The organism is Methylobacterium sp. 13MFTsu3.1M2, from assembly GCF_900112625.1.
In the GTDB taxonomy this organism is placed as follows: Bacteria; Pseudomonadota; Alphaproteobacteria; order Rhizobiales; family Beijerinckiaceae; genus Methylobacterium.
This window is the reverse complement of record NZ_FOMM01000025.1, coordinates 37,635-58,423: the sequence shown is the minus strand read 5'-3', so window position 1 is coordinate 58,423 and position 20,789 is coordinate 37,635. Positions and strand designations below refer to the sequence as shown.

Below are 20,789 nucleotides of genomic sequence, written 5' to 3'. Positions count from 1 at the left end.
ACTGATCCTAGGAGCGGCCGCGCGCGGGCGTCCAATGCCGATTCACCTGCCGAGCATACGGATCTGATATGGCCGAGCGGCGCATGACCTTCCGGCACATCGAGGCCTTCCGGGCCGTGGTGGCCACCGGGTCCATGACCGAGGCGAGCCGCCGGCTCCACACCTCGCAGCCTCAGGTCAGCCGGCTGATCGCGCAGCTGGAGGTGATCACCGGCCTGCCCCTGTTCGACCGCAGCGGGAGCCGGGTCGTCCCCTCCCTCGACGGGACGCGGTTCCACGCGGAGGTCGAGCGCGCCTTCGTCGGCCTCACGAGCCTGGAATCGGCGGCCGCGCGCATCCGCGCCTTCGGGGCGGAGCGGCTGCGGGTGGCCGCGATGCCGCGACTGGCGGGCGGGCTCCTCGCGCGCGCGGTCGTCCGCTTCCGGGCCGCGCATCCGGACGTGATCGTGGCGATCCATTCCGGCGACGACGAGACCGTGAACCACTGGCTCGCCACCGGCTCCTGCGACGCCGCGCTGACGATGCTGTACGGCGATGCCCCGGAGGCGCGCGCCGAGCATGTCGAGACGCGCGCCTGCGTCGCCGTCCTGCCGCGGGACCACGCCCTCGCCGCGCGGGAATCGCTCGCGCCCGTGGATTTTCAGGGCGTGCCCTTCGTCGCCGCGTCGCTCGGGAGCGCCCTGCGCGACCGGACCGAGGCCGTCTTCGAGGCCGCCGGCATCGGCCTGACCATCACCGCCGAGGCCGGCCTCGGCGCCTCGATCTGCACCCTCGTCTCGGCCGGGCTCGGGGCCAGCGTGATGAACCCCCTGGCCGCCCACGAGGAGGCGAAGGTCTCGCCGATCGCGATCCGGCCCTTCGCCCCCGCCCTCCCGGTGCATTTCGCACTGCTCTTCCCCCCGGACCACGCCCGGGGGCGGCTGATGCGGGCCTTCGGTGCCTGCGCGCGCACGGTCCTGCTGGAGGAGCTCGCCCAGCTGCCGGACGCCGCGGGCGGGCGTCCGGCCGACGTCGCTCAGGCGGCGCGCTTCTCGGCGCCGGCGTAGAAGGTGCCCCCGCGCTCGGCCATCGCGGCCAGGTTGTCGGGCACCCGGAAGCGGGGCCCGTGCTTGGCCTCGAGCGCCCGCGCGAGGTCGACGAAGGCCGCCGCCCCCATGAAGTCGATGTACGACAGGGTCCCGCCGGTGAACGGCGCGAAGCCGAAGCCGAGGATCGAGCCGACATCGGCCTCGCGCGGATCGGTGACCACGCCCTCGCCGACCGTGCGGGCGGCCTCCAGCGCCTGGACCACGAGGAGCCGCTGCTTCAGCTCGGTGAAATCGACGGCGTCGGGGTCGAGGCGGTTCGGCTGCAGGTCCTTCAGGCCGGGCCAGAGACGCTTCGGCGCGCCCTCGGGATAGTCGTAGAAGCCCTTGCGGTTCTTGCGGCCGAGCCGGCCCTGGTTCTCGACCATCTCGGCGAGGATCGCCTTCTGCGCCGGGTCGACGGCGCCCTGCCCGACCTGCGCCTCGGTGGCCTTGGCGATCTTGAGCACGAGGTCAAGGGCGACCTCGTCGTTGAGCGACAGCGGCCCGACCGGCATGCCCGCCTGGCGGCCGGCGCTCTCGATCATCGCCGGCGGCACGCCCTCGAAGAGCATCTTGTGGCCTTCGAGGATGTAGGCGCCGACGCAGCGGTTGGCGAAGAAGCCGCGGGCGTCGTTGACGACGATCGGGGTCTTCTTGATCAGCCGCACGTAGTCGAGGGCGGTGGCGAGCGCCGCGTCCCCGGTCGCCTCGCCTTTGATGATCTCGACGAGCATCATCTTCTCCACGGGCGAGAAGAAGTGGATGCCGACGAACTGCGCGGGCCGCTGCGACGCCTTGGCCAGGCCGGTGATCGGCAGGGTCGAGGTGTTGGACGCGAAGATCGCGTCGGGGCGGATCACCGGCTCGACCTTCTGGATCACCTCGGCCTTCACCCGCGGATCCTCGAAGACGGCCTCGATCACGAGGTCGCACTCCGCGAGGGCGCCGTAATCCGCCGTGGCCTGGATCCGGCCGAGCAGCGCCTCCCGGTCGGCGGTCTTGGCGCGGCCCTTGTTGATCTGGCCGGTGATCAGCGTGTGGGCGTAGGCCTTGCCCTTCTCGGCCGCCTCGACCGACTGGTCGACCAGCACCACCTCGATCCCGGCCTGGGCGGTGACGTAGGCCACGCCCGCGCCCATGAAGCCGGCGCCGATCACGCCGACCTTTCGCAGGTTCGTGGCCGGCACGTCCTTCGGGCGGCGCGCACCCTTGTTCAGCTCGCCCATGGAGATGAACAGCGTGCGGATCATCGCCGCCGCCTCGGTCGAGCGCAGGATATGCGCGAAGTACCGGCTCTCGACCCGCAGGGCGAGGTCCATCGGCAGTTGCAGGCCCTCGTAAACGGAGGCCAGGATCGCCTTGGCAGCCGGGTAATTGTCGTGGGTCTCGCGCCGGTAGATGGCGTTGGCCGGCGGCCAGATCATCATGCCGGCGGGCGAGTAGACCTTGCCGGACGGCGCCTTGAACTTCGGCACGTCCCAGGGCGCCACCGCCGAGCCGCCCTCGCGGATCCATGCCTTGGCGCGCTCCACGATCTCGGCCTGCGGCGCCACCGCGTGGATCAGCCCCATGCCCTTGGCCATGGGCGCGCGGATCTGCTCGCCCTTGAACAGCATCTGCAGGGCGTCGCCGGTCTGCATCAGGCGGGCGACCCGCTGCGTGCCGCCGCCGCCCGGGAACAGGCCGACCTTGATCTCCGGCAGGCCGACCCGGGTCTTCCCGTCGTCGGAGGCGACGCGGTGATGGCACGACAGCGCCAGCTCGAAGGCGCCCCCCAGGCACAGGCCCTGGATCGCCGCCGCGAAGGGCTTGCCGCAGGTCTCCAGCCGCCGGAACAGCAGCGACAGGCGTCGGGAGGCCTCGAAGAAGTGGCGCATCGCCACTTCCTCGCCCTGCTCGGCCTTCAGCTGCTCGTAGGCCCGGCCCAGGCCCTGAAGCATGGTGAGATCGGCGCCGCCGGAGAAATTGTCCTTGCCGGTGGCGATGACGCAGCCCTTGATCGCCGGGTCGGACGCGACCTGCTCGATGATCTGCTCGAGCTGGTCCATCACACCTTCGGTGATCACGTTCATCGAGCGGCCGGGCATGTCCCAGATCGCCAGAGCGACGCCGTCGGGATCGGTCTCGAAGCGGAAATCGGTCAGCGTCACGGTGCCGTCCTCCCTGGGTTCCGCCGACGATCCGCCGGCGCATTTGCGTTAAGGTTGTGTTGAGCGCGTCCGGCCATTGTCTGCCGGCCGGGGTCACTCACCGAAAGCCGCACATGACGAAGGATTCCGGCTGCCGCGCCTGTCGCGCCGGCACCAAGCTCGACTTCGACTTCACGATGGCGTTCCAGCCGATCCTCGACCTCGCGGACGGCAGCGTCTGGGCCTACGAGGCGCTGGTGCGCGGCCCGAAGGGTGAGCCGGCCTACACGATCCTCGACCGGGTGACCGACGAGACCCGCTACCAGTTCGACCAGGCCGCCCGCGTTAAGGCGATCGAGCTCGCCGGCACGCTGTTTCCCCGCGACAGCGCCACCCGGCTGTCCATCAACTTCATGCCCAACGCGGTCTACGAGCCGAACGCCTGCATCCGCGCGTCGCTCGAGGCGGCGCGGCGCATCGACTTCGCACACCGGCGGATCATGTTCGAGTTCACCGAGCAGGAGCGCTTCCGGGACATCGATCACGTCAAGGGCATCGTCGCCGCCTACCGGAAGCAGGGGTTCCTGACGGCGCTCGACGATTTCGGCGCCGGCTTCGCGGGCCTGAGCCTGCTCGCCAATTTCCGCCCCGACCTGATCAAGATCGACATGGACGTGCTGCGCGGCCTCGACAGCGATGCCGGGCGCTACGCCATCGTCTCGGGCGTGGTCGCCATCGCCCGAGCCCTCGACGTGGCGGTGCTCGCCGAGGGCGTGGAGACCGCGGCGGAGCTCGACGCCCTGCGCAGCATCGGGATCACGCTCGTCCAGGGCTACCACTTCGCCAAGCCCCTCCTGGAGGGGCTGCCCCCGGTCGCGGGCTTCACCCCCATGGTGGCCGCGCGCGCGGCCTGACACCCGACCGACGCGCGCGGCGCTCATCGCCTACTTCGGCGCCGGGGCCGGAGCCGCAGCCGGCGGAACCGTCGGCGCCGGCGGGGCGCCGGGCTTCGGTCCGTTGTCGGTCGCCGCGGCCACCGCCAGCATGTTGAGCAGCTTGGTGACGGAGTTCTGCGAGATCGCCGTCACCGACGAGTTCGGATCGGCGTTCATCGTCTGGAACTTGAGGTAGGTCGGGTCCGAGTAGATCTCGTCGAGGTGCTTGAGCTCGGCGAGGCTGAACTTCTCGGCGTAGTCCTTCGAGAGCCCCTGGACCATGAGGGTCCGCTGCTTCTCGAACTCGTCCAGCAGCTCCTTGCGCACGGCCTCGGCGCGGGCCTCCGGCATCGGCGCCACGGTCTTCTCGAGGGCGACGTTGAACCCGGTCTGGAGGTTCTTGATCAGGGTCTTGTTGACGAGGTTGGTGGCCGCGGCGACGCGGTCCGCCGCGTCATCGGCGCGAGCGGCCACCGGCAGGCTCAGGGTGACGCCCAGACAGAGCGTCGCAATCAGGCGGTTCAAGGGCTTGTCTCCCGTTGTTTTATCGTCCGGACCACGAAAGGGCCGAGCGTCGCCCGCGCCTCTAGCAGCGTTCCCGGACTTTGGGGAGCGGCGCGGCGCCGCTCCCGGGCGTGCGGGGGTTCACACCCGCTCGATGATGGTCGCGGTGCCCATGCCGGCGCCGATGCACAGCGTGACCAGCGCGCGCTCCTTCCCGGTCCGCTCCAGCTCGTCGAGCGCGGTTCCGAGGATCATCGCGCCGGTGGCGCCGAGCGGGTGGCCGAGGGCGATGGCGCCGCCATTCACGTTGACCGCCTCCGGGTCTAGGTCAAAGGCCTGGCAGAAGCGCAGGACCACGGCCGCGAAGGCCTCGTTGACCTCGAACAGGTCGATGTCCGAGAGGCTCAGGCCCGACTTCGCCAGCACCTTGCGGGTGACGTCCACCGGCCCGGTGAGCATCAGGGCCGGGTCGGACCCGATATTGGCGAAGGCGCGGATCCGGGCGCGCGGGCGCAGGCCCGCGGCCTCGCCGGCAGCGCGGGAACCGATCAGCACGGCGGCGGCGCCGTCGACGATGCCGGAAGAGTTGCCGGCGTGGTGGACGTGCTCGACGCTCTCCACGTCCGGATGCGCGTCCGTCGCGACGGCGTCGAAGCCGCCCATCTGGCCCATCTGCACGAACGAGGCCTTCAGCGCGGCGAGCGACTGCATGTCGGTGCCTGGACGCATGTGCTCGTCGCGGTCGAGCAGCGTGATGCCGTTCACGTCGCGGACCGGAACCACCGAGCGGTCGAACAGCCCCTCACCCCAGGATTTCGCGGCGCGCTCCTGGGAGCGGACCGCGTAGGCGTCGCAATCGTCGCGTGAGAAGCCGTACTTGGTGGCGATCAGGTCGGCCGAGACGCCCTGCGGCATGAAGTAGGACTTGATGGCGATCGCCGGGTCGACCGGCCAGGCGCCGCCCGAGGCGCCGATGCCGATGCGACTCATCGATTCGACGCCGCCGCCCACCGACATCTCGTGCTGGCCGCTCATGACCTGCGCGGCGGCGAAGTTCACCGCGTCGAGGCCGGAGGCGCAGAAGCGGTTGATCTGCACGCCCGGGACGTGCGCGCCGTAATCCGCCACGAGGGCGGCGGCGCGGGCGATGTCGCCCCCCGCCTCGCCCACCGGATCGACGCAGCCCAGCACCACGTCGTCGACGAGGCCGGTATCGAGTCCGTTGCGGTCCTTGAGGGCGCGGAGCGCGGTCTCGGCGAGCCGCAGGGCGGTGACTTCGTGGAGGGAGCCGTCCGCCTTGCCGCGCCCGCGCGGCGTGCGAACGTGGTCGTAGATGAAGGCGTCCGTCATCAGCACTCCCCCGGGGCGTCGATCTTCGCCGGTCGGCGACGCGGCCTTACAGGGCCGTCTCGGTTCGCGCCAGTCTGCCACGGCGCGCGCGCCCTCGGCCAGCCCCGATAGCGGGGAGCCGGCGAAGGGCGCGTGACAGCGGGGGTGGTTTGGTCGTGCTCGTCCGGGCTCGGCCAGATCAGCCGGGTGCCCGGCCGTCCCCGCGCCCGCCCGGATCGAACCTGCTCCTGAAAGAGCAAACTCAGCCCGGACGCGATGCGGGGAACCTCGCGCGTTCGACTAGTCCTGAAGCATTCGCTTCAGCAGCTCGACCTCGTCGCCGAGCACCGAATCTTCGCCGATCTGCTTCTCGATCTTGCGCACGGCGTGCAGCACCGTGGTGTGGTCGCGGCCTCCGAAGCGGCGGCCGATCTCCGGCAGCGAGCGCAGCGTCAGGACCTTCGACAGGTACATGGCGATCTGACGCGGCTTCACCACCGCGGCGGTGCGCCGTTCCGACAGGATGTCGGACCGCGAGACGTTGTAGCGCGAGGCGACCAGCTTCTGGATGTCCTCGATCTTGATCCGCTTCGGCTCGCGGTTCTTCACGAGGTCGCGGATCGCGCTCTCGGCCGTCTCCATCGTCACGGCGGTGCCGGTGAGCGTGGCGTGGGCCAGCAGGCGGTTGACCGCGCCCTCGAGGTCGCGGCCGTTGGCGGTGATCGCGCGGGCCACGTAGGCCGCCACCTGCGGTGAGACGTCGAAGCCCGGATGCGCGGCCCGCACGGCGGCGAGGCGTGCCGACAGGATCGAGACGCGCAAAGCCTCGTCGAGGGCCGTGATCTCGACCACGAGGCCACCGCCGAGCCGCGAGCGCACCCGCTCGTCCAGGGCCTCGAGTTCGGTCGGGGGCCGGTCGGAGGCGACCACGACCTGACGGCCGGCATCGATGAGCGCGTTGATCGTGTGGCCGAACTCGGCCTGAATCGACTTGCCCTGGATGAACTGGACGTCGTCCAGGATCAGCAGGTCGATGCCCCGCAGCCGCTCCTTGTAGGCGAGCGCCGACTGGGTCTTCAGGGCGTTGACGAAGCCGTACATGAAGCGGTCGGCGGTCAGGTAGATCACCCGGCGGCCGGCCTCGCGGGCGGCGTGGCCGATCCCGTGCAGCAGGTGGGTCTTGCCCAGCCCGACGCCCGCGTGGAGGTAGAGCGGGTTGTAGAGCGCGCCCTCCCCCTGGTGATTGGCGACCCGCTCGGCGGCGGCGTGCGCCAGGGCGTTCGACCGCCCGATCACGAAGCTCGCGAAGGTTAGCCGCGCGTCGAGCGGCGTGCCGCTCAGGTCACCGCCGGCCTCGGCGCCGCGCGCCTCGGGCGTCGGTGCGACCGCGGCGACCGGCATCGGCGCGTTGGTCGCGTGGAGGCGGGCGAGCGGGCCGCTGACCGGGCCTGCCTTCGCGGCTCCGACGGCGACCGGACGGACCGGGGCCCCGGTCCCGCGCACGCCGACCTCGATCCGCGCGATCTCCTCGACCTCGGCCTTGAAGGTGTTGAGCACGCGGTCGAGGTAGTGCGACTCGATCCAGCTCTTGAGGAAGCGGGTCGGGACCGTCAGGCGGGCGGTTCCGCCGGCCACGGCCTCCAGCTCCAGCCGGGCGAACCAGCTGGCGAACACGTCCTCGCCGAGTTCGGCCCGCAGCCGGCGCTTCACCCGGGCCCAGGCAGACCCGTAATCCGTGTTGCCGCCGCCGTTGCGGCCCCCGTCGTCGTCGCTCGCCACCGTTCCGTCGACACGCATCACTGGCTCTCCCGACGCTGCCCACGGAATCCCGCAGGCGGCGCGTACGCACGAATTACGCCCTCAGCGTCCCGCAAGAACGGGCGGGACAGAGTCCTCTGGACGGAGTCAACCCCACCGCGAGGAACTTTTGCCGATTGGGAGAGCCTATCAACAATTACCTACGGTTCCTTTAACAGTGGGACTTGTGGGGACGGCGCCGATTCCCATTCGCAAGTGTTCCCGCGGGAGCTGAACACGGCGGCTAGAGTCTTGGCGAATCAGATCGATTCGCTGGAGTCCTGAAATCGTCGTGTTTTGCTTGTCCGGTGTCAGTTTCTGTTAAGTTACACGCCGTTTCCGGGAACCGCAATCGTGCCGATTCTTGGATAGGGTTAACGCTTTCGACTCATGGCGCCGCCGGCAGCGCGCGGCCCGATCCGGACAGCGCGCACGAAAAAGCCCGGCGCGAAGGCCGGGCTCGAGACCGTCTCGGTGGTGCGTGGCGTCTTAGGCGGCGAGCGCCTTCACGCGGGCGGCGAGGCGCGAGACCTTCCGCGAGGCATTGTTCTTGTGAACGATGCCGTGCTGGGCGGCGCGCATCATCTCGGGCTCGGCGGCGCGGAGTGCGGCCAGCGCGTCCTGCTGGTTACCGGTGGCGATGGCCTCCTCGACCTTGCGGACGAAGGTCCGCATGCGCGAGCGGCGCGAGCGGTTGATCGCCGTGCGCTTGGCGATCTTGCGGGTCATCTTCTTGGCCGAAGCGGTGTTGGCCATGTACGTCCTCGTGTTTCTCGTCGGGCGATGCCGACGGGCCGGCTGTGCCGGAAATCGGTCGTCGCGTCAGGTTGTCTGGCGATGGCCGAGACGCAACGCGCGCGAAAGCGCGGCCCCTCGGCGAAGCGGCTTCTATAGTCAGGGGGGCGCCGCGCGTCAACGCGCTCGGGGGCGAAACTGGATCGCGGGCCTCGGCCTCAGTCCGGGCGCCGGGACGCATACGGCAGACCTCCCCGAAGTCGTCGGATCGCGGGAGGCCGCATCGCCGCGACGATGACGGGCGCCGGCCGGCTCTCGCAGGAGCGCTCCGGCTATTCGGGCCAGCGCAGGGCCGCCGCCGCCGCCAGCGTCCCGACCACGGCGGCGATCAGCGTCAGCGCCGCCAGCACCGCCAGCGGCACGAGGAACGGCACCGTGCCGCCGCTCGCCGCCTGCGCGGCCGAGACGCCGAAGATCAGCGTCGGGATCATCAGCGGCAGGACCAGCACGGCCAGGATCAGGCCGCCCCGGCGAATCGAGGCGGTGAGCGCCGCGCCCACCGCGCCGATGAAGCTCAGGGCCGGGGTGCCGGCGAGCAGCGTCAGGGACGTCGCGCCCATTGCGGTGCCGTCGAGGGCCACCAGCAGCCCGAAGAGCGGCGCGGCCAGGGCGAGCGGCAGGCCCGTGGTCAGCCAGTGCGCCGCGACCTTGCCGAGCACCACAAGCTCGAGGGGCACCGGCGCGGCGGTCATCAGGTCGAGGGAGCCGTCCTCCTCGTCGGCCTGGAACAGGCGGTCGAGGCCGATCAGCGTGGCCAGAACGGCGGCGAGCCACAGGATCGCCGGGCCGATCCGCGACAGCAGATTGAGGTCGGGCCCGAGGGCGAAGGGCACCAGCGCGACGATCATCAGGAAGAAGACCAGCGACAGGGCGCCGGAACCGCCGACCCGGCCGGCGAGGCGCAGGTCGCGGGCGACGAGGGCAATGACCGCGCGAATCACGCCCACTCCTCCAGCGCGTCCGCGACCGGTGCCGCGGCCGCGGTCTCGATGCGCAGCTCCGCCGCCCCGGCGAGGCCGAGCGACTGGTGGGTGGCGGCGATCACGAGCCCGCCGCCGGCCCGATGGCCCTCCATCAGCGCGGCGAGCACCGCCTGCGAGGCCGTGTCGAGGGCGGCGGTCGGCTCGTCCAGGAGCCAGAGCGGACGGGCGCAGACGAGGAGCCGCGCCAGGGCCACGCGCCGCCGCTGGCCCGCCGAGAGATAGGCCACCGGCAGGTCGTGCGCGTGGCCGAGGCCGAGCCGCTCCAGCGCGGCGCGCGGGTTCAGGCGCGGCGCGCCCAGGAGCCGCTGGGCGAACAGGAGGTTCTCTCCCGCCGTGAGCGAACTCTTCAGCCCGTCGCGGTGGCCGACCGCGTGGAGGCACTCGGGCAGGCTCGCCTCGCCGACATCGGAGACGTCGACCCGCCCGGCATCGGCCCGCAGCCGGCCCGACAGGATGGCGAGGAGGCTCGACTTGCCCGCGCCGTTCCGCCCGGTGATCGCCAGGGCGTCGCCGGGTCCGAGGGCGAAGGACAGGTTGGCGAAGATGCGGCGGCCGGAGCGGCGGCAGGCCAGATTGTCCACGCTGAGCCGCACCCGATACCCCGCCCTCGTCCCGCCACCGCGCGGCCGCTCGGCCAATCGCCGACTCCATGCCCGATTGCGCCGCGGAACGGAACCGCACGGCCCAGCTGCGCTTTCGTTCTGCAACGGAGGATTGCCCATGGCCGAGGCGAGAAACCCGAGCGAGACCGAGGTCGCCGCGACGCCCGACGCGGTGGCCGGACGCGCCAAGGTCGAGGCGCGCATGGCGCAGTGCACCCCCGAGGAGCAGACGGCGTTCTGGGAGGCGGTCGGCCGCTGCTTCGGCGGCGGCAAGCCGCCGGAGATGAAGCCGGCCTCCGGCTGATCAGCCGCCCTTCCGCGCCAGGGCCCGCAGCGCCCCGCGAAACGTCCGCACATCCTGCTCGGTCAGGCACATGCGGTGAAGCATGTCGCGCATGTTGCGGGCGATGATCTCCTTCTTCTCCGGCGGGTAGAAGCCGGCCCCGTCGAGCGCCGCCTCCAGGCTTCCGAACAGCGCGATGAGCGCCTCGCGGGTCGCCGGCGGCGACAGGAGTTCGCCCGTGAAGGGCAGGCGCGCCCGGCCGCTCGCCTGCCGCCACGCGTAGCCGACCAGCAGCACCGCCTGGGCGAGGTTGAGCGAGGGAAAGTCCGGGGAGACCGGGAAAGTGACGATCGCGTCGGCGAGCGACACCTCGTCGTTGGTGAGGCCGACCCGCTCGCGGCCGAACATCACCGCGGTGCGCTGGCCCTCGCGGGCCGCGAGCTCGCCCATGGCCTCCTCGGGCGCGAAGACCCGCTTCATCTGCCCGCGCTCCCGCGCCGTGGTCGCCAGCACGTACCGGCAGTCGGCGATGGCCTCGGCGACGCTGCCGTAGATCGTGGCCGCGTCCAGGACGTGCGTCGCGCCCGAGGCCGCCTCGCGGACGCCCTTCTTGGGCCAGCCGTTCTTCGGGTTGACGAGGCGCAGCTCCGACAGGCCGAAATTCGCCATGGCACGGGCGGTCATGCCGATATTCTCGGCGAGTTGCGGCTCCACCAGGATCACCGCGGGGGCGATCCCGGGCGGCAGTTCGGTGACCTTCCTCGGGGAAACCTCGGGGGCGTCGCCCTGTGCGTCTCGGCTCGTCATGGCGGCCGTCTGGCACGGCGGGCCCGCGCCCGTCGAGGGCCGAGTGACGATGCCGCCCGGATGACAGCGCCCGCCTTCCGTCGCCGGAAGGGCCGCGCTATGTCGCGGGGCGATTCCGGCCCGGGGCGCCCGTCAGGCCACCCGGGACAACGACCGCACGGCCCTTGCATGCCGTGCGCGGGGACAACGCGGGAAGGCATCGGTCCATGGCGAAGATCAAGGTAGCGAACCCCGTCGTCGAGCTCGACGGCGACGAGATGACCCGGATCATCTGGGCCGAGATCAAGAACAAGCTCATCCACCCCTATCTCGACGTCGATCTCGAGTACTACGACCTCGGCGTCGAGCACCGCGACGCCACCAACGACAAGGTCACGGTCGACGCCGCCGAGGCGATCAAGCGCCACGGCGTCGGCGTGAAGTGCGCCACCATCACCCCCGACGAGCAGCGGGTGCAGGAATTCGGCCTCAAGGAGATGTGGCGCTCGCCCAACGGCACGATCCGCAACATCCTGGGCGGCGTGATCTTCCGCGAGCCGATCATCTGCAAGAACGTGCCCCGCCTGGTGCCCGGCTGGACGCAGCCCTTCGTGATCGGCCGCCACGCCTACGGCGACCAGTACCGCGCCACGGACTTCAAGGTGCCCGGCAAGGGCCGCCTGACCATCAAGTTCGAGGGCGATGACGGCACGGTCATCGAGAAGGAGGTGTTCAAGTTCCCCGAGGCCGGCGTCGCCATGTCGATGTACAACCTCGACCAGTCGATCATCGACTTCGCCCGCGCCTCGATGAACTACGGCCTCGCGCGCAAGTACCCGGTCTACCTGTCGACCAAGAACACGATCCTCAAGGCCTATGACGGCCGGTTCAAGGACCTGTTCCAGAAGGTCTACGAGGAGGAGTTCGAGTCGAAGTTCAAGCCGCTCGGCATCACCTATGAGCATCGCCTGATCGACGACATGGTGGCCTCCTGCCTGAAGTGGTCGGGCGGCTACGTCTGGGCCTGCAAGAACTACGACGGCGACGTGCAGTCCGACACGGCCGCGCAGGGCTTCGGATCCCTCGGCCTGATGACCTCCGTGCTGATGACGCCGGACGGCCGGACCGTCGAGGCCGAGGCCGCGCACGGCACCGTCACCCGCCACTACCGCGAGCACCAGAAGGGCCGCGAGACCTCGACCAACTCGATCGCGTCGATCTTCGCCTGGACCCGGGGCCTGTCGCACCGCGCCAAGCTCGACGGCAACGACGATCTGGCGAAATTCTCCGCGACCCTGGAGAAGGTCTGCGTCGACACGGTCGAGGCCGGCCACATGACCAAGGACCTCGCCCTCCTCGTCGGACCGGACCAGAAGTGGCTCTCGACCACCGGCTTCCTCGACAAGGTCGACCAGAACCTGAAGACCGCGATGGGCGCCTGAGGCTCCAGCCTCGACGCGAAACGCGGCGGGCGTCCTCCGGGACGCCCGCCGCTTTCACATCCGCGTGCCGCCGGCGCCTCAGGCGCCGCTCGCCTGGTCCTGCGGACCCGTCTGGGCGAGGGCCCGGGCGACCTCGAGAAGCAGGAGGTCGATGGCGGCCCGCATCAGCGGATCGCCGACCGAGTCGATGAGTTCGCGAACCCGCAGGCACTGCGCGGCGAGCGCGTCCAGCGCGGTATCCTTGCTGTCGAAGATCATGTTCAGGCCACCAGGTAAGCGGGTTCGGAGACGAGGACCGAGCGACTGTCGCCGCGGACGGCGCGGAGCTTGGCCAGGGTGCGGGCGTCGAACCGGGCGGTCGCGGCCATGATCTCCTCGCCGGCGATCTGGACGGGCAGGCCGAGCGGCTGCGGGCGGAAATGCAGCTGAATGACGTGGATCATGTAGAGGGTCGGCATCTGCAGCAGCAGGCTGTTGACCCCGTGGGCGAGGCCCCACTCCACGATCCCGGTGAGCAGCGCGATCGAGACCGGATTGACGACGCGGCCCTTGGCCCGGTGCGAGCGGGCGACGCCCTGGCGGGTCCATTCCCAGATCTGGGGGCCGACCGGCCGCTCGCCCTCGCAAAGCTGCGGCAGGACGTCCGACAGGAGATGCGGGCGCGTGGTCGGCAGGAGCCGGCTGTAGCCGACGACGGTGTCGTCCTCCATGGCGAGGAAGTGGATCGCGTGCGGCGTGTCGAACTGGTCGATCTCGCGGCCGTCCGGCCTGGCCAGCTCGCTCCAGCCCTTCTCGGCGACGAAGATGTCGTGGCGCAGGCGCCAGGCCTGCTCCATCGCGTCGGCGTAGCGATCCGCGTTGGCGGGGGTGACGATGTGGATCACGAGCAAACCTCACGTTGGTCTGACGTGGGTTTTCGTCGTTTCACAGGGGGCTGTGTACTACGAGAAACCGTAGGGTCCGCGAGCGCAGCCGGCAGCGGCGCCAAGGACTTGCCGCTGTGCGAACCGCGTTCACCGATGCCGGGCCGTGGAATGTGCGGACCGCGTGGCGCGTTCTCTAGGTTATCAGACCCGCTCGAAGCGCCTGCGCCACGGTGTGGGCGCGGTTCACGGTGTCGAGCTTCGCCCGGGCCGAGCGCAGATGGTAGTCGACGCCGGCGGCGGTGATGCCCATGACGATGCCGATCTCGACGTCGGTCTTGCCCTCCGCCGCCCATTGCAGGGTCTCGCGCTCCCGCGGCGAGAGGCGCACCGGCGCGCGCCCAGCCGGCCGGCTGTTCATCAGCAGCAGCTGACCGACCGCGTAGGTCGCGACGAGGTTGAGGGCGACGCGCTCGGCCGGATCGATCTCGATCCGCTCCCCCGAGACGCTGATCCCACCCGGCTCGCCGTCGAGGGTCACGAACGGGATCGTGATGCCCGCGCGTATGCCGAAATCGCCGGCCTCGTTCATGACGCGCCCGGCCGTCGGGGTATCCGGCAGCACTGCGCTCCAGTCGAAGGGCGTCGCCGTGGTGCACAGCTGGCGGACCGTGGGGTCGTGGAGGGCGTAGCCCTGCGTCACGTACCGGCGGGCCCAGCCTTCCGGCATGGTGCTCGCGAGCACGAACCCGGCGTGCCGCCGCTTCGGCAGGCCGGGTTCCGGGACGATCCCGGCCATGATGTACGAGACCCCGTAGCGGGTGAAGGCGTCGACCAGGAGCCGCGCGATCTCGTCGGGCGAGGCGGCCCGTTCCAGATCGCGCAACACGTTGAAGGTCCTGTCGAGGTGCTTCGAATGCGGCATGCCCTAGCTCGAAATTGATGCACGCACTGCGACAAATGATGAGTCGAACGCAACCTGAGGATGGCATCGCCGCCGCTGAAAGGCTAGGGTAGCCGCGGAAAGCTCTGCCGTTTGAATCGGTCCAGCGGGCGGAGTGCGAGTTTCAACGGTATGACTGACGACGCGACCCCGCCGACGACGCGCTGGCTACTGGAACGGATCGCAGCCACGCTGAATGTCTGTCCGACCTTCTTCCTCCAGACGGAGCGGTCCGACGAGACCGCGGCGGACCAGGACGCGCGCGACTGCGCGGAGGTCGCCGCGCTGTTCCAGGCGATCAAGTCGCCGGCGCGGCGCACCGCCGTCCTGAACCTGCTGCGCGAGATGAGCCGCGAGACCTGACGGCGCGTGCCGCACGGCCGCCGCTCCGCGGTCAGGCCGCCACGAGGAGCGCGGCCCCGGCGACGCCCGAGAGGACCAGGCGCAGGCGGCCGAGCCAGAGGGGCGTGAGCCCGCGGCGGGGCAGATCCTGATCGATGAGGCCCCAGGCGAGCACGAGGCCGCCGAGGATGCGCAGGTCCCACGGTGCGGGGGCGGCCATCGCGGCCCAGGCGACCAGGGACGGCACGATGGCCACGAGATAATCGCCGTTGCCGCCATTGCGCGCCGCGGCGGCGCCCCATCGGATCCCGCCGAGGAACGAGGCGATCACGGCGCCGTAGGCCGACAGGATGGTGCGCGGCGACAGGCCGATGCTGCTCAGGCCGCCGTCCGTGCCCGACACCGCCAGGGCAGCGAAGCCCAGGAACGGGATGAGTCCGGCCACGCCGAGAACGATTGCGCCGATCGGGACAGAGTTCCGGTGCGCCATCAATCCTCCGGGCATCGGCAAGGGTTGGCGACCCGCGCGATCCGACCCCGGTCCGACGCCGCCCTGCCGCAGCGTTCCCGCATCGCGGCGTGGCGGTCAAGGTCGGACCCGCGGCCGGGCCGCAGGCCCGAAGTGGCGTCAGCTCCGGCGCGGCGGCGCCGTGAACGGGACAGCGCCGGGCATCGGTGCGCCGAGGAGGGACATCGGCGCGCTCGCCGGCATCTTCGGCGCGGGCGGCTCGTTGACCGCCGCGTCGATCTTTCGCGGCTTGAAGTTCGCCGCGAGGCTCTTGGCGCTGGCGAGGTCGGCGGGGCTGAGCTTGTTGGCCACGTCGTCGCGCTTCTTGCCGGCATCGTCGTCGCCCTGGCTCGCGGCGGCAGAGAACCACGCGTAGGACTGGATCAGGTCCTGCGTCAGGCCGAGGCCGCGCGCGTAGAGGACGCCGAGATTGTACTGGCTGTCGCGGACGCCGAACTCGGCGCCCTGCCGGAACCACGAGGCCGCGGAGGCGAAATCCGGCTTGCCGTTGGCGGCCGGGTTCTCGGCGTAGAGCACCGCCAGATTGTGCATGGAGCGGGCGTGGCCCTGCTCGGCGGCGCGGCCGTACCAGAGCTTCGCCTTGTCGAGGTCTCGGACGACGCCCGAGCCCTTCTCGTAATGGCCCGCGACCTTGTACTGGGCGGGCGCGTAGCCGGCCGCGGCCAGCTTCTCGAAGAGCTTGGCGGCGATCGACAGATCGCGCGGCATGCCGCGGCCATCGGCCTCCCGCGTCGCGAGGTCCCAGATCGACGCGCCGTCACCGTCGAGGGCGGCGAGCTTCACCTTTGCCAGCGCCGGCGGCAGGTTGCCGAACTCGGCCTGCAGGCTGTTCATCCCCGAGACCTGCGGCACCGCCGCCTTGGCATTGGGCCGGGCGTCCGAGGGAACGGAGTTGGGCAGAGACTGAGTCGTCGTCGGATCAGCCGGCGCCGGCTTCGACTCCGCGCTCTCCTTGGCGGCGTCCTTCGAAGAGTCCTTCGAAGCGTCCCTGGAGACGTCCGCACTGTCCTTCTGGACCTCCGCGGCATCGCCGCGGGACGGCGCGACCTGGCTCGTCGGAGCCGCCGGCCGCGGCTCGTCCGCGCCGCGCATGGTGATCGCCTGGAGCGCACCGAGAGCCAGAACGATGGCCGCGAGGCCGAGCAGCAGCGGCCGGCGACGGCGATCGATCTCGGCGCGCAACCGTCCGAGGCGGCCGGTCGCCGCCCCCTGCAGAGCGGCGACCCGGTCACTCCGGGCTTCCCGGCGCTCGGCGGGCGCCTCGGCGGCCAGCTCCGCCTGGGCAGCCTGGGCCGCCCGGCGCGCGGCCGCGATGAAGCTGGTCTTGATGTCGGTCTCGGACTTGGAATCGGCCGCGGATCGCGCGGCGGCGACGTCGCCGAGGCGCTCCTGCACGGCCCGGCGGGCGGAGGGCTCGCGGGCAGCGCGCGGCTCGCGCGGCGGCCGGCCGCTGCCGGGCTCCAGAAGATCGTCGGCCAGGCGAGATGCCTCGGCATTGTCGCGCCGCGACCTTGCGCGCGCCTCGACGGGCGCGGGGGACACATCCGGGCTCGTCGACGACATCAGGCGCTCGTCGAGGGACGGCCCCCGCGCCGGGACGGCCTCGGCGGGCCCGAGCCGGACGAGGAGCCGCTCCAGGGCCGACTGAACCCCGTCGAGGGTCGCGCCGAGGCGCTGATCGGAGGCCACCTGCCGGGCCTGCATGTCCGCGAGGCTGGCGCGCAGGAGGCCGATCTCGCCGGTCTCGGCGGCACCGAGGCCGGATGTCTGAAGGGTCTGGGCCACCGCGTTGCGGGCGGCACGCTCCACCACGGCCTCGCTCGGCGCCGATTCCCGGAGCGCCGTGACCTGCCGCAGCAGGTCGCCCATCGTGCGCTCCAGCCCGGCCAGCGCCGGATCGGCGCTGTGCGGCGCGTCGAGGCGGCCGGCCAGCGAGACCACCTGCCGCTCCAGGGCGTCGAGGCCCTCGTGCTCGGACCGGGTGCCGACCTGATCGACCTTCTCGGCGAGGCTGCGGAGCATGGCGTGGATGGAGGCCATGTCGCCCGAGCGGGCCACGTTCACGTCGCCGGTGCGCTCGGACCAGTCGTCCCGTGCGCAGAGCACGTCGACCTTCTCGGCGAGTGCCTGGATCTGCTCCGCCAGCGCCGCCGGCGCGGCGATCTTCACGTCGCTGCGGATCTCCTCGAGGATCGGCCGGAGGTCCGGGCCGGCGGCCGTCCGCTGCAGCTGGGCGATCTGCGTGCTCACAGCCTGCAGGCTCTGCGCGAGACCCTGGATGCGCTCCGGGCCGGCGAGCGCGGCGATCTGACGGCGGATCTCCTCGAGTTCGGCGAACAGGCCTGCGAGGGTCCGGTCGTCCGGACCGGCGGCGCCGGTCGCGGCGGCGGTGTCGAGGCGCTCGGCGAGGCGCCGGACGTCCTCCGCGACGCGGCTGTGGACGTTCTCGGCCACCTCCTCGGCGAGGCGCTCGACCTGGGCCCGGACCTGCTCGATCGGCACCGCGATGGCGGTGAGATCGGTCCCCGCCTGGGCGCGCTCGATTCCGCTCGCCAGGGTGACGACGGCCTGCTCGAGGGCACCGATGTCCCGGCTGGTCGCGAGTTGGTTGATCGCCTCGCGCAGGCGCGTGGTCTCCTCCTGAAGCTCGATCAGGGCGGTCGACGGGGCGACGCCCTCCTCGATCCGCGCCTCCAGGCGGCGGGCGAGGTCCAGGCGCATGCTGGCGACGACGCCGCCATCGGCCGCGGACGCGGCGAGCGCCGGCTCGGCGCCCTGTGCCAGCTCGCGCTGGCGCTGGCGAATGTCCTGGACGGCGCTGCGGATGTCGGCGGCGGCGGGACGCGGGCGACGGCCGGGCGGCCGGGTCGCGGCGACCTGCTCGCCGAGCTGGGACATGCGGCGCTCGATGTCGCCGAGCCGCTCGGTCACCTGCTGGACGGGGGCCGCCTTCAGGGCGCGCTCGATGCGAGCCTCGATCTCCGCGAGGCGGCGCGCCTCGGCGTCCTGCGCGGCGCGGCGCTCGTGGTCGAGGGCGCGGTCGAGACCGTCGAGGCGGTCCATCAGAGCGGCGATGCCGTCGCCGTAGCCCTCGGCGCGCGGCGCGGTCCCGTGAGCCCGCTGGTCGGGCGAGGCCGGCGGGAGGGCGCGCTCGGCCGAGGCCTCGGGCCGGTTGCCGCCGAGGGCGAGTTGCTCGGCGCGGTGGCGCCGCCGGTGCCGGCGATTTCCCTGACCGGCCGATTGCTGCTGCGGCACTACCGACGCGATCCAGGTCTCGAGCGGGACCCCGGCCCGCGCCGCCACGTCGCGGGCCGCGTCGAGCACCTCGGGATCGAAACTGTCGAGCTGCGGCATCGCGTTGCGGGTCATCGGTGGCCTGTCGTCGGCAGCGTTCGGCGTCCGTTTCCTCGGCGCAGAGCGGGACCGGAATTCGGTATCCACGGACGCACGCGTCGGATCGTTCGAGCGTGACCATTAACTTTCTTGGTAAACACGAAGTTAAGGTTTGATGGGCCCGGTAATGGCCGCGACCACGCGGCTGCTGAGGAACGGCCGCGCCTGTCGCGCTCCGGGCGGGCGGAGCCGTTGCTCCGGGAGCGGCGCGGCGTTTACATGCGGCCAACGCGGCGGGCCGTTCCGAGAGGCCTGCACCAGACGGGGGAAGCCAGAGATGCCGCAGTATCGCGCTCCGGTCGAGGATACGCTGTTCTTGCTCACCGACGTCCTCGGCTTCCATGCCCGGGACAACCTGGCGGGCTTCGCCGACGCCTCGCCCGACGTGGTCGAGGCCGTCCTGCGCGAGGGGGCGAAGCTCGCCGAGGAGGTGCTCGCCCCGCTCAACCGCACGGGCGACGTCGAGGGCTGCCGCCGCGAGGCTGACGGGACGGTGCGCACGCCGACCGGCTTCAAGGCCGCCTACGACACCTACGCCAGCGGCGGCTGGATGGGCCTGTCGGTGCCGGAGGCCTATGGCGGCCAGGGCCTGCCGCACACCCTGAACACGGCGATCCAGGAATTCGCCTCGGGCGCGAACCTCGCCTTCGGCATGTATCCCGGCCTGACGCAGGGCGCGATGGCGGCGCTGCTGGTCCACGGCTCGGAGGAGCAGAAGGCGCTGTACCTGCCCAAGATGGTCGAGGGCGCCTGGACCGGGACCATGAACCTGACCGAGCCGCACTGCGGCACGGATCTCGGGCTTCTCAAGACCAAGGCCGTGCCGAACGGCGACGGCTCCTACAGCATCACCGGCACCAAGATCTTCATCTCGGCCGGCGAGCACGACCTCGCCGAGAACATCGTGCACCTCGTCATCGCCCGGATCGAGGGCGCGCCCGCCGGCACAAAGGGCATCTCGCTGTTCGTGGTGCCGAAATTCCTGGTGAACGCCGACGGGTCCCTCGGCGCGCGCAACGGCGTGTCCTGCGGCTCCCTCGAGCACAAGATGGGCATCCACGGCAACGCCACCTGCGTGATGAACTACGACGGGGCTACGGGCTGGCTCGTGGGCCAGGAGAATCGCGGCCTCAACGCCATGTTCGTGATGATGAACGAGGCGCGGCTCGCGGTGGGCGTCCAGGGCCTCGGCCAGTCCGAGGTCGCCTACCAGAATGCCGCCGCCTACGCGAAGGACCGGCTCCAGGGCCGGGCGCTGACCGGCGCCAAGGCGCCCGAGAAGGCCGCCGACCCGATCATAGTCCATCCAGACGTGCGCCGCACGCTGATGCAGATCCGCGCCTTCAACGAGGCGGCCCGGGCCCTCATGCTCTGGACCGCGCTCCAGGCCGACATCCTGCACCGCTCCGAGGATGCCAAGGAGCGGCAGGCCGCCGACGACCATCTCGGCCTGATGACCCCGGTGGTGAAGGGCGTATTCACCGACCGCGGCTTCGCCAACGCGGTCGAGGCCCAGCAGCTCCTCGGCGGCCACGGCTACATCGAGGAATGGGGCATGTCGCAGTTCGTGCGCGATGCCCGCATCGCCATGATCTACGAGGGCGCCAACGGCATCCAGGCCATGGACCTGATCGGCCGCAAGCTGCCGAAGGACGGCGGCCGGGCGATGATGACCTTCCTGGGCGAGGTCCAGACCTTCCTGAAGGACCACGGCGAGGATCCCGCCATGGCGCCGTTCACCAAGCCGCTCCAGGCCGGGCTGAACGACCTCCAGGGTGCCGTGATGTGGCTGATGCAGAACGCGTTCAGCAAGCCCGACAATGCCGGCGCCGGCGCGACCGACTTCATGCACCTCTTCGGCCTCGTGGCCCTCGGCTACATGTGGGCGAAGATCGCCAAGGCCGCCCAGGCCAAGCACGCCGAGGCCCCCTCCCCCCGCTGGGAGTCGAAGCTCACGAGCGGCCGGTTCTTCATGGAGCGGATGCTGCCGGAGACCGCCCTGCGCCTCAACCGGATCAAGGCCGGGGCCGAGAGCACCATGGCGCTGGAGGCGGAGGCGTTCTGAGC

The 20,789-nt window shown here is 71.2% G+C and carries 19 protein-coding genes; 6 read left to right on the top strand and 13 right to left on the bottom strand.

Features of this window, described 5'->3' with window-relative positions:
- Positions 1-83: 83 nt before the first annotated feature.
- Entirely contained in the window at positions 84-1,046 is a 963-nt protein-coding gene (locus BM314_RS23180) for a LysR substrate-binding domain-containing protein (RefSeq protein WP_244540012.1), read from the top strand.
- Here BM314_RS23180 and BM314_RS23175 read toward each other — a convergent pair.
- Positions 1,016-3,217: a 3-hydroxyacyl-CoA dehydrogenase NAD-binding domain-containing protein gene (locus BM314_RS23175; RefSeq protein WP_091980486.1), complete on the bottom strand. Its 2,202-nt coding sequence runs from the start codon at positions 3,215-3,217 to the stop codon at positions 1,016-1,018. The genes BM314_RS23180 and BM314_RS23175 overlap by 31 nt on opposite strands.
- Positions 3,218-3,330: 113 nt before the next feature.
- On the opposite strand from BM314_RS23175, the gene BM314_RS23170 reads away from it, so the two are divergent.
- The gene (locus BM314_RS23170; RefSeq protein ID WP_020091385.1) at positions 3,331-4,110 is read left to right on the top strand and encodes an EAL domain-containing protein; all 780 of its coding nucleotides are present in this window, start codon (positions 3,331-3,333) and stop codon (positions 4,108-4,110) included.
- A gap of 30 nt (positions 4,111-4,140) precedes the next feature.
- Here the strand turns inward: BM314_RS23170 and BM314_RS23165 are convergent, their stop codons facing one another.
- The 6 genes from BM314_RS23165 to ccmA form a co-directional block, all read right to left on the bottom strand.
- Positions 4,141-4,656: a hypothetical protein gene (locus BM314_RS23165; protein ID WP_056522105.1), complete on the bottom strand. Its 516-nt coding sequence runs from the start codon at positions 4,654-4,656 to the stop codon at positions 4,141-4,143.
- A 120-nt stretch (positions 4,657-4,776) separates the two neighbouring features.
- Positions 4,777-5,985 carry an acetyl-CoA C-acetyltransferase gene (locus BM314_RS23160; protein WP_091980576.1) on the bottom strand — a complete coding sequence of 403 codons (1,209 nt, stop codon included), beginning with the start codon at positions 5,983-5,985 and terminating at the stop codon, positions 4,777-4,779.
- A gap of 279 nt (positions 5,986-6,264) precedes the next feature.
- Positions 6,265-7,761, bottom strand: coding sequence for a chromosomal replication initiator protein DnaA (gene dnaA, locus BM314_RS23155; RefSeq protein ID WP_091980484.1), 1,497 nt, complete (start codon positions 7,759-7,761; stop codon positions 6,265-6,267).
- A 489-nt stretch (positions 7,762-8,250) separates the two neighbouring features.
- Entirely contained in the window at positions 8,251-8,517 is a 267-nt protein-coding gene (rpsT, locus tag BM314_RS23150) for a 30S ribosomal protein S20 (protein WP_007561677.1), read from the bottom strand.
- Positions 8,518-8,828: 311 nt separating this feature from the next.
- Positions 8,829-9,497: a heme exporter protein CcmB gene (gene ccmB / locus BM314_RS23145; RefSeq protein ID WP_026604658.1), complete on the bottom strand. Its 669-nt coding sequence runs from the start codon at positions 9,495-9,497 to the stop codon at positions 8,829-8,831.
- Positions 9,494-10,132, bottom strand: a complete 639-nt coding sequence (gene ccmA, locus BM314_RS23140) for a heme ABC exporter ATP-binding protein CcmA (RefSeq protein ID WP_091980482.1) — start codon at positions 10,130-10,132, stop codon at positions 9,494-9,496. The genes ccmB and ccmA overlap by 4 nt, the downstream gene beginning before the upstream one ends.
- 127 nt (positions 10,133-10,259) lie before the next feature.
- On the opposite strand from ccmA, the gene BM314_RS23135 reads away from it, so the two are divergent.
- On the top strand, positions 10,260-10,445 hold the full coding sequence (locus BM314_RS23135) for a hypothetical protein (protein ID WP_020091379.1): 186 nt from the start codon (positions 10,260-10,262) through the stop codon (positions 10,443-10,445).
- Here BM314_RS23135 and BM314_RS23130 read toward each other — a convergent pair whose 3' ends face one another.
- The gene (locus BM314_RS23130; protein WP_091980480.1) at positions 10,446-11,231 is read right to left on the bottom strand and encodes an RNA methyltransferase; all 786 of its coding nucleotides are present in this window, start codon (positions 11,229-11,231) and stop codon (positions 10,446-10,448) included.
- 206 nt (positions 11,232-11,437) lie between these two features.
- Between BM314_RS23130 and BM314_RS23125 the strand changes: the two genes are divergently transcribed.
- Positions 11,438-12,652, top strand: coding sequence for an NADP-dependent isocitrate dehydrogenase (locus BM314_RS23125; RefSeq protein WP_020091377.1), 1,215 nt, complete (start codon positions 11,438-11,440; stop codon positions 12,650-12,652).
- 78 nt (positions 12,653-12,730) lie between these two features.
- Here BM314_RS23125 and BM314_RS23120 read toward each other — a convergent pair whose 3' ends face one another.
- The 3 genes from BM314_RS23120 to BM314_RS23110 form a co-directional block, all read right to left on the bottom strand.
- Entirely contained in the window at positions 12,731-12,910 is a 180-nt protein-coding gene (locus tag BM314_RS23120) for a hypothetical protein (protein WP_020091376.1), read from the bottom strand.
- Between the two features lie 2 nt (positions 12,911-12,912).
- Positions 12,913-13,536: an acyl-homoserine-lactone synthase gene (locus tag BM314_RS23115; protein WP_026604656.1), complete on the bottom strand. Its 624-nt coding sequence runs from the start codon at positions 13,534-13,536 to the stop codon at positions 12,913-12,915.
- A gap of 175 nt (positions 13,537-13,711) precedes the next feature.
- Positions 13,712-14,440, bottom strand: a complete 729-nt coding sequence (locus BM314_RS23110) for an autoinducer binding domain-containing protein (RefSeq protein WP_091980478.1) — start codon at positions 14,438-14,440, stop codon at positions 13,712-13,714.
- Between the two features lie 150 nt (positions 14,441-14,590).
- Between BM314_RS23110 and BM314_RS23105 the strand changes: the two genes are divergently transcribed.
- Positions 14,591-14,821: a hypothetical protein gene (locus BM314_RS23105; protein WP_091980475.1), complete on the top strand. Its 231-nt coding sequence runs from the start codon at positions 14,591-14,593 to the stop codon at positions 14,819-14,821.
- 31 nt (positions 14,822-14,852) lie between these two features.
- Here the strand turns inward: BM314_RS23105 and BM314_RS23100 are convergent, their stop codons facing one another.
- Positions 14,853-15,290 (bottom strand): DUF3429 domain-containing protein, encoded by a 438-nt coding sequence (locus tag BM314_RS23100; protein WP_020091372.1) that lies wholly within the window; start codon positions 15,288-15,290, stop codon positions 14,853-14,855.
- A gap of 138 nt (positions 15,291-15,428) precedes the next feature.
- Positions 15,429-18,698: an SEL1-like repeat protein gene (locus BM314_RS23095; RefSeq protein ID WP_091980472.1), complete on the bottom strand. Its 3,270-nt coding sequence runs from the start codon at positions 18,696-18,698 to the stop codon at positions 15,429-15,431.
- 301 nt (positions 18,699-18,999) lie between these two features.
- On the opposite strand from BM314_RS23095, the gene BM314_RS23090 reads away from it, so the two are divergent.
- A complete protein-coding gene (locus BM314_RS23090; RefSeq protein ID WP_091980470.1) occupies positions 19,000-20,787 on the top strand; it encodes an acyl-CoA dehydrogenase C-terminal domain-containing protein in 1,788 nt (595 codons plus the stop codon).
- Positions 20,788-20,789: the final 2 nt, after the last annotated feature.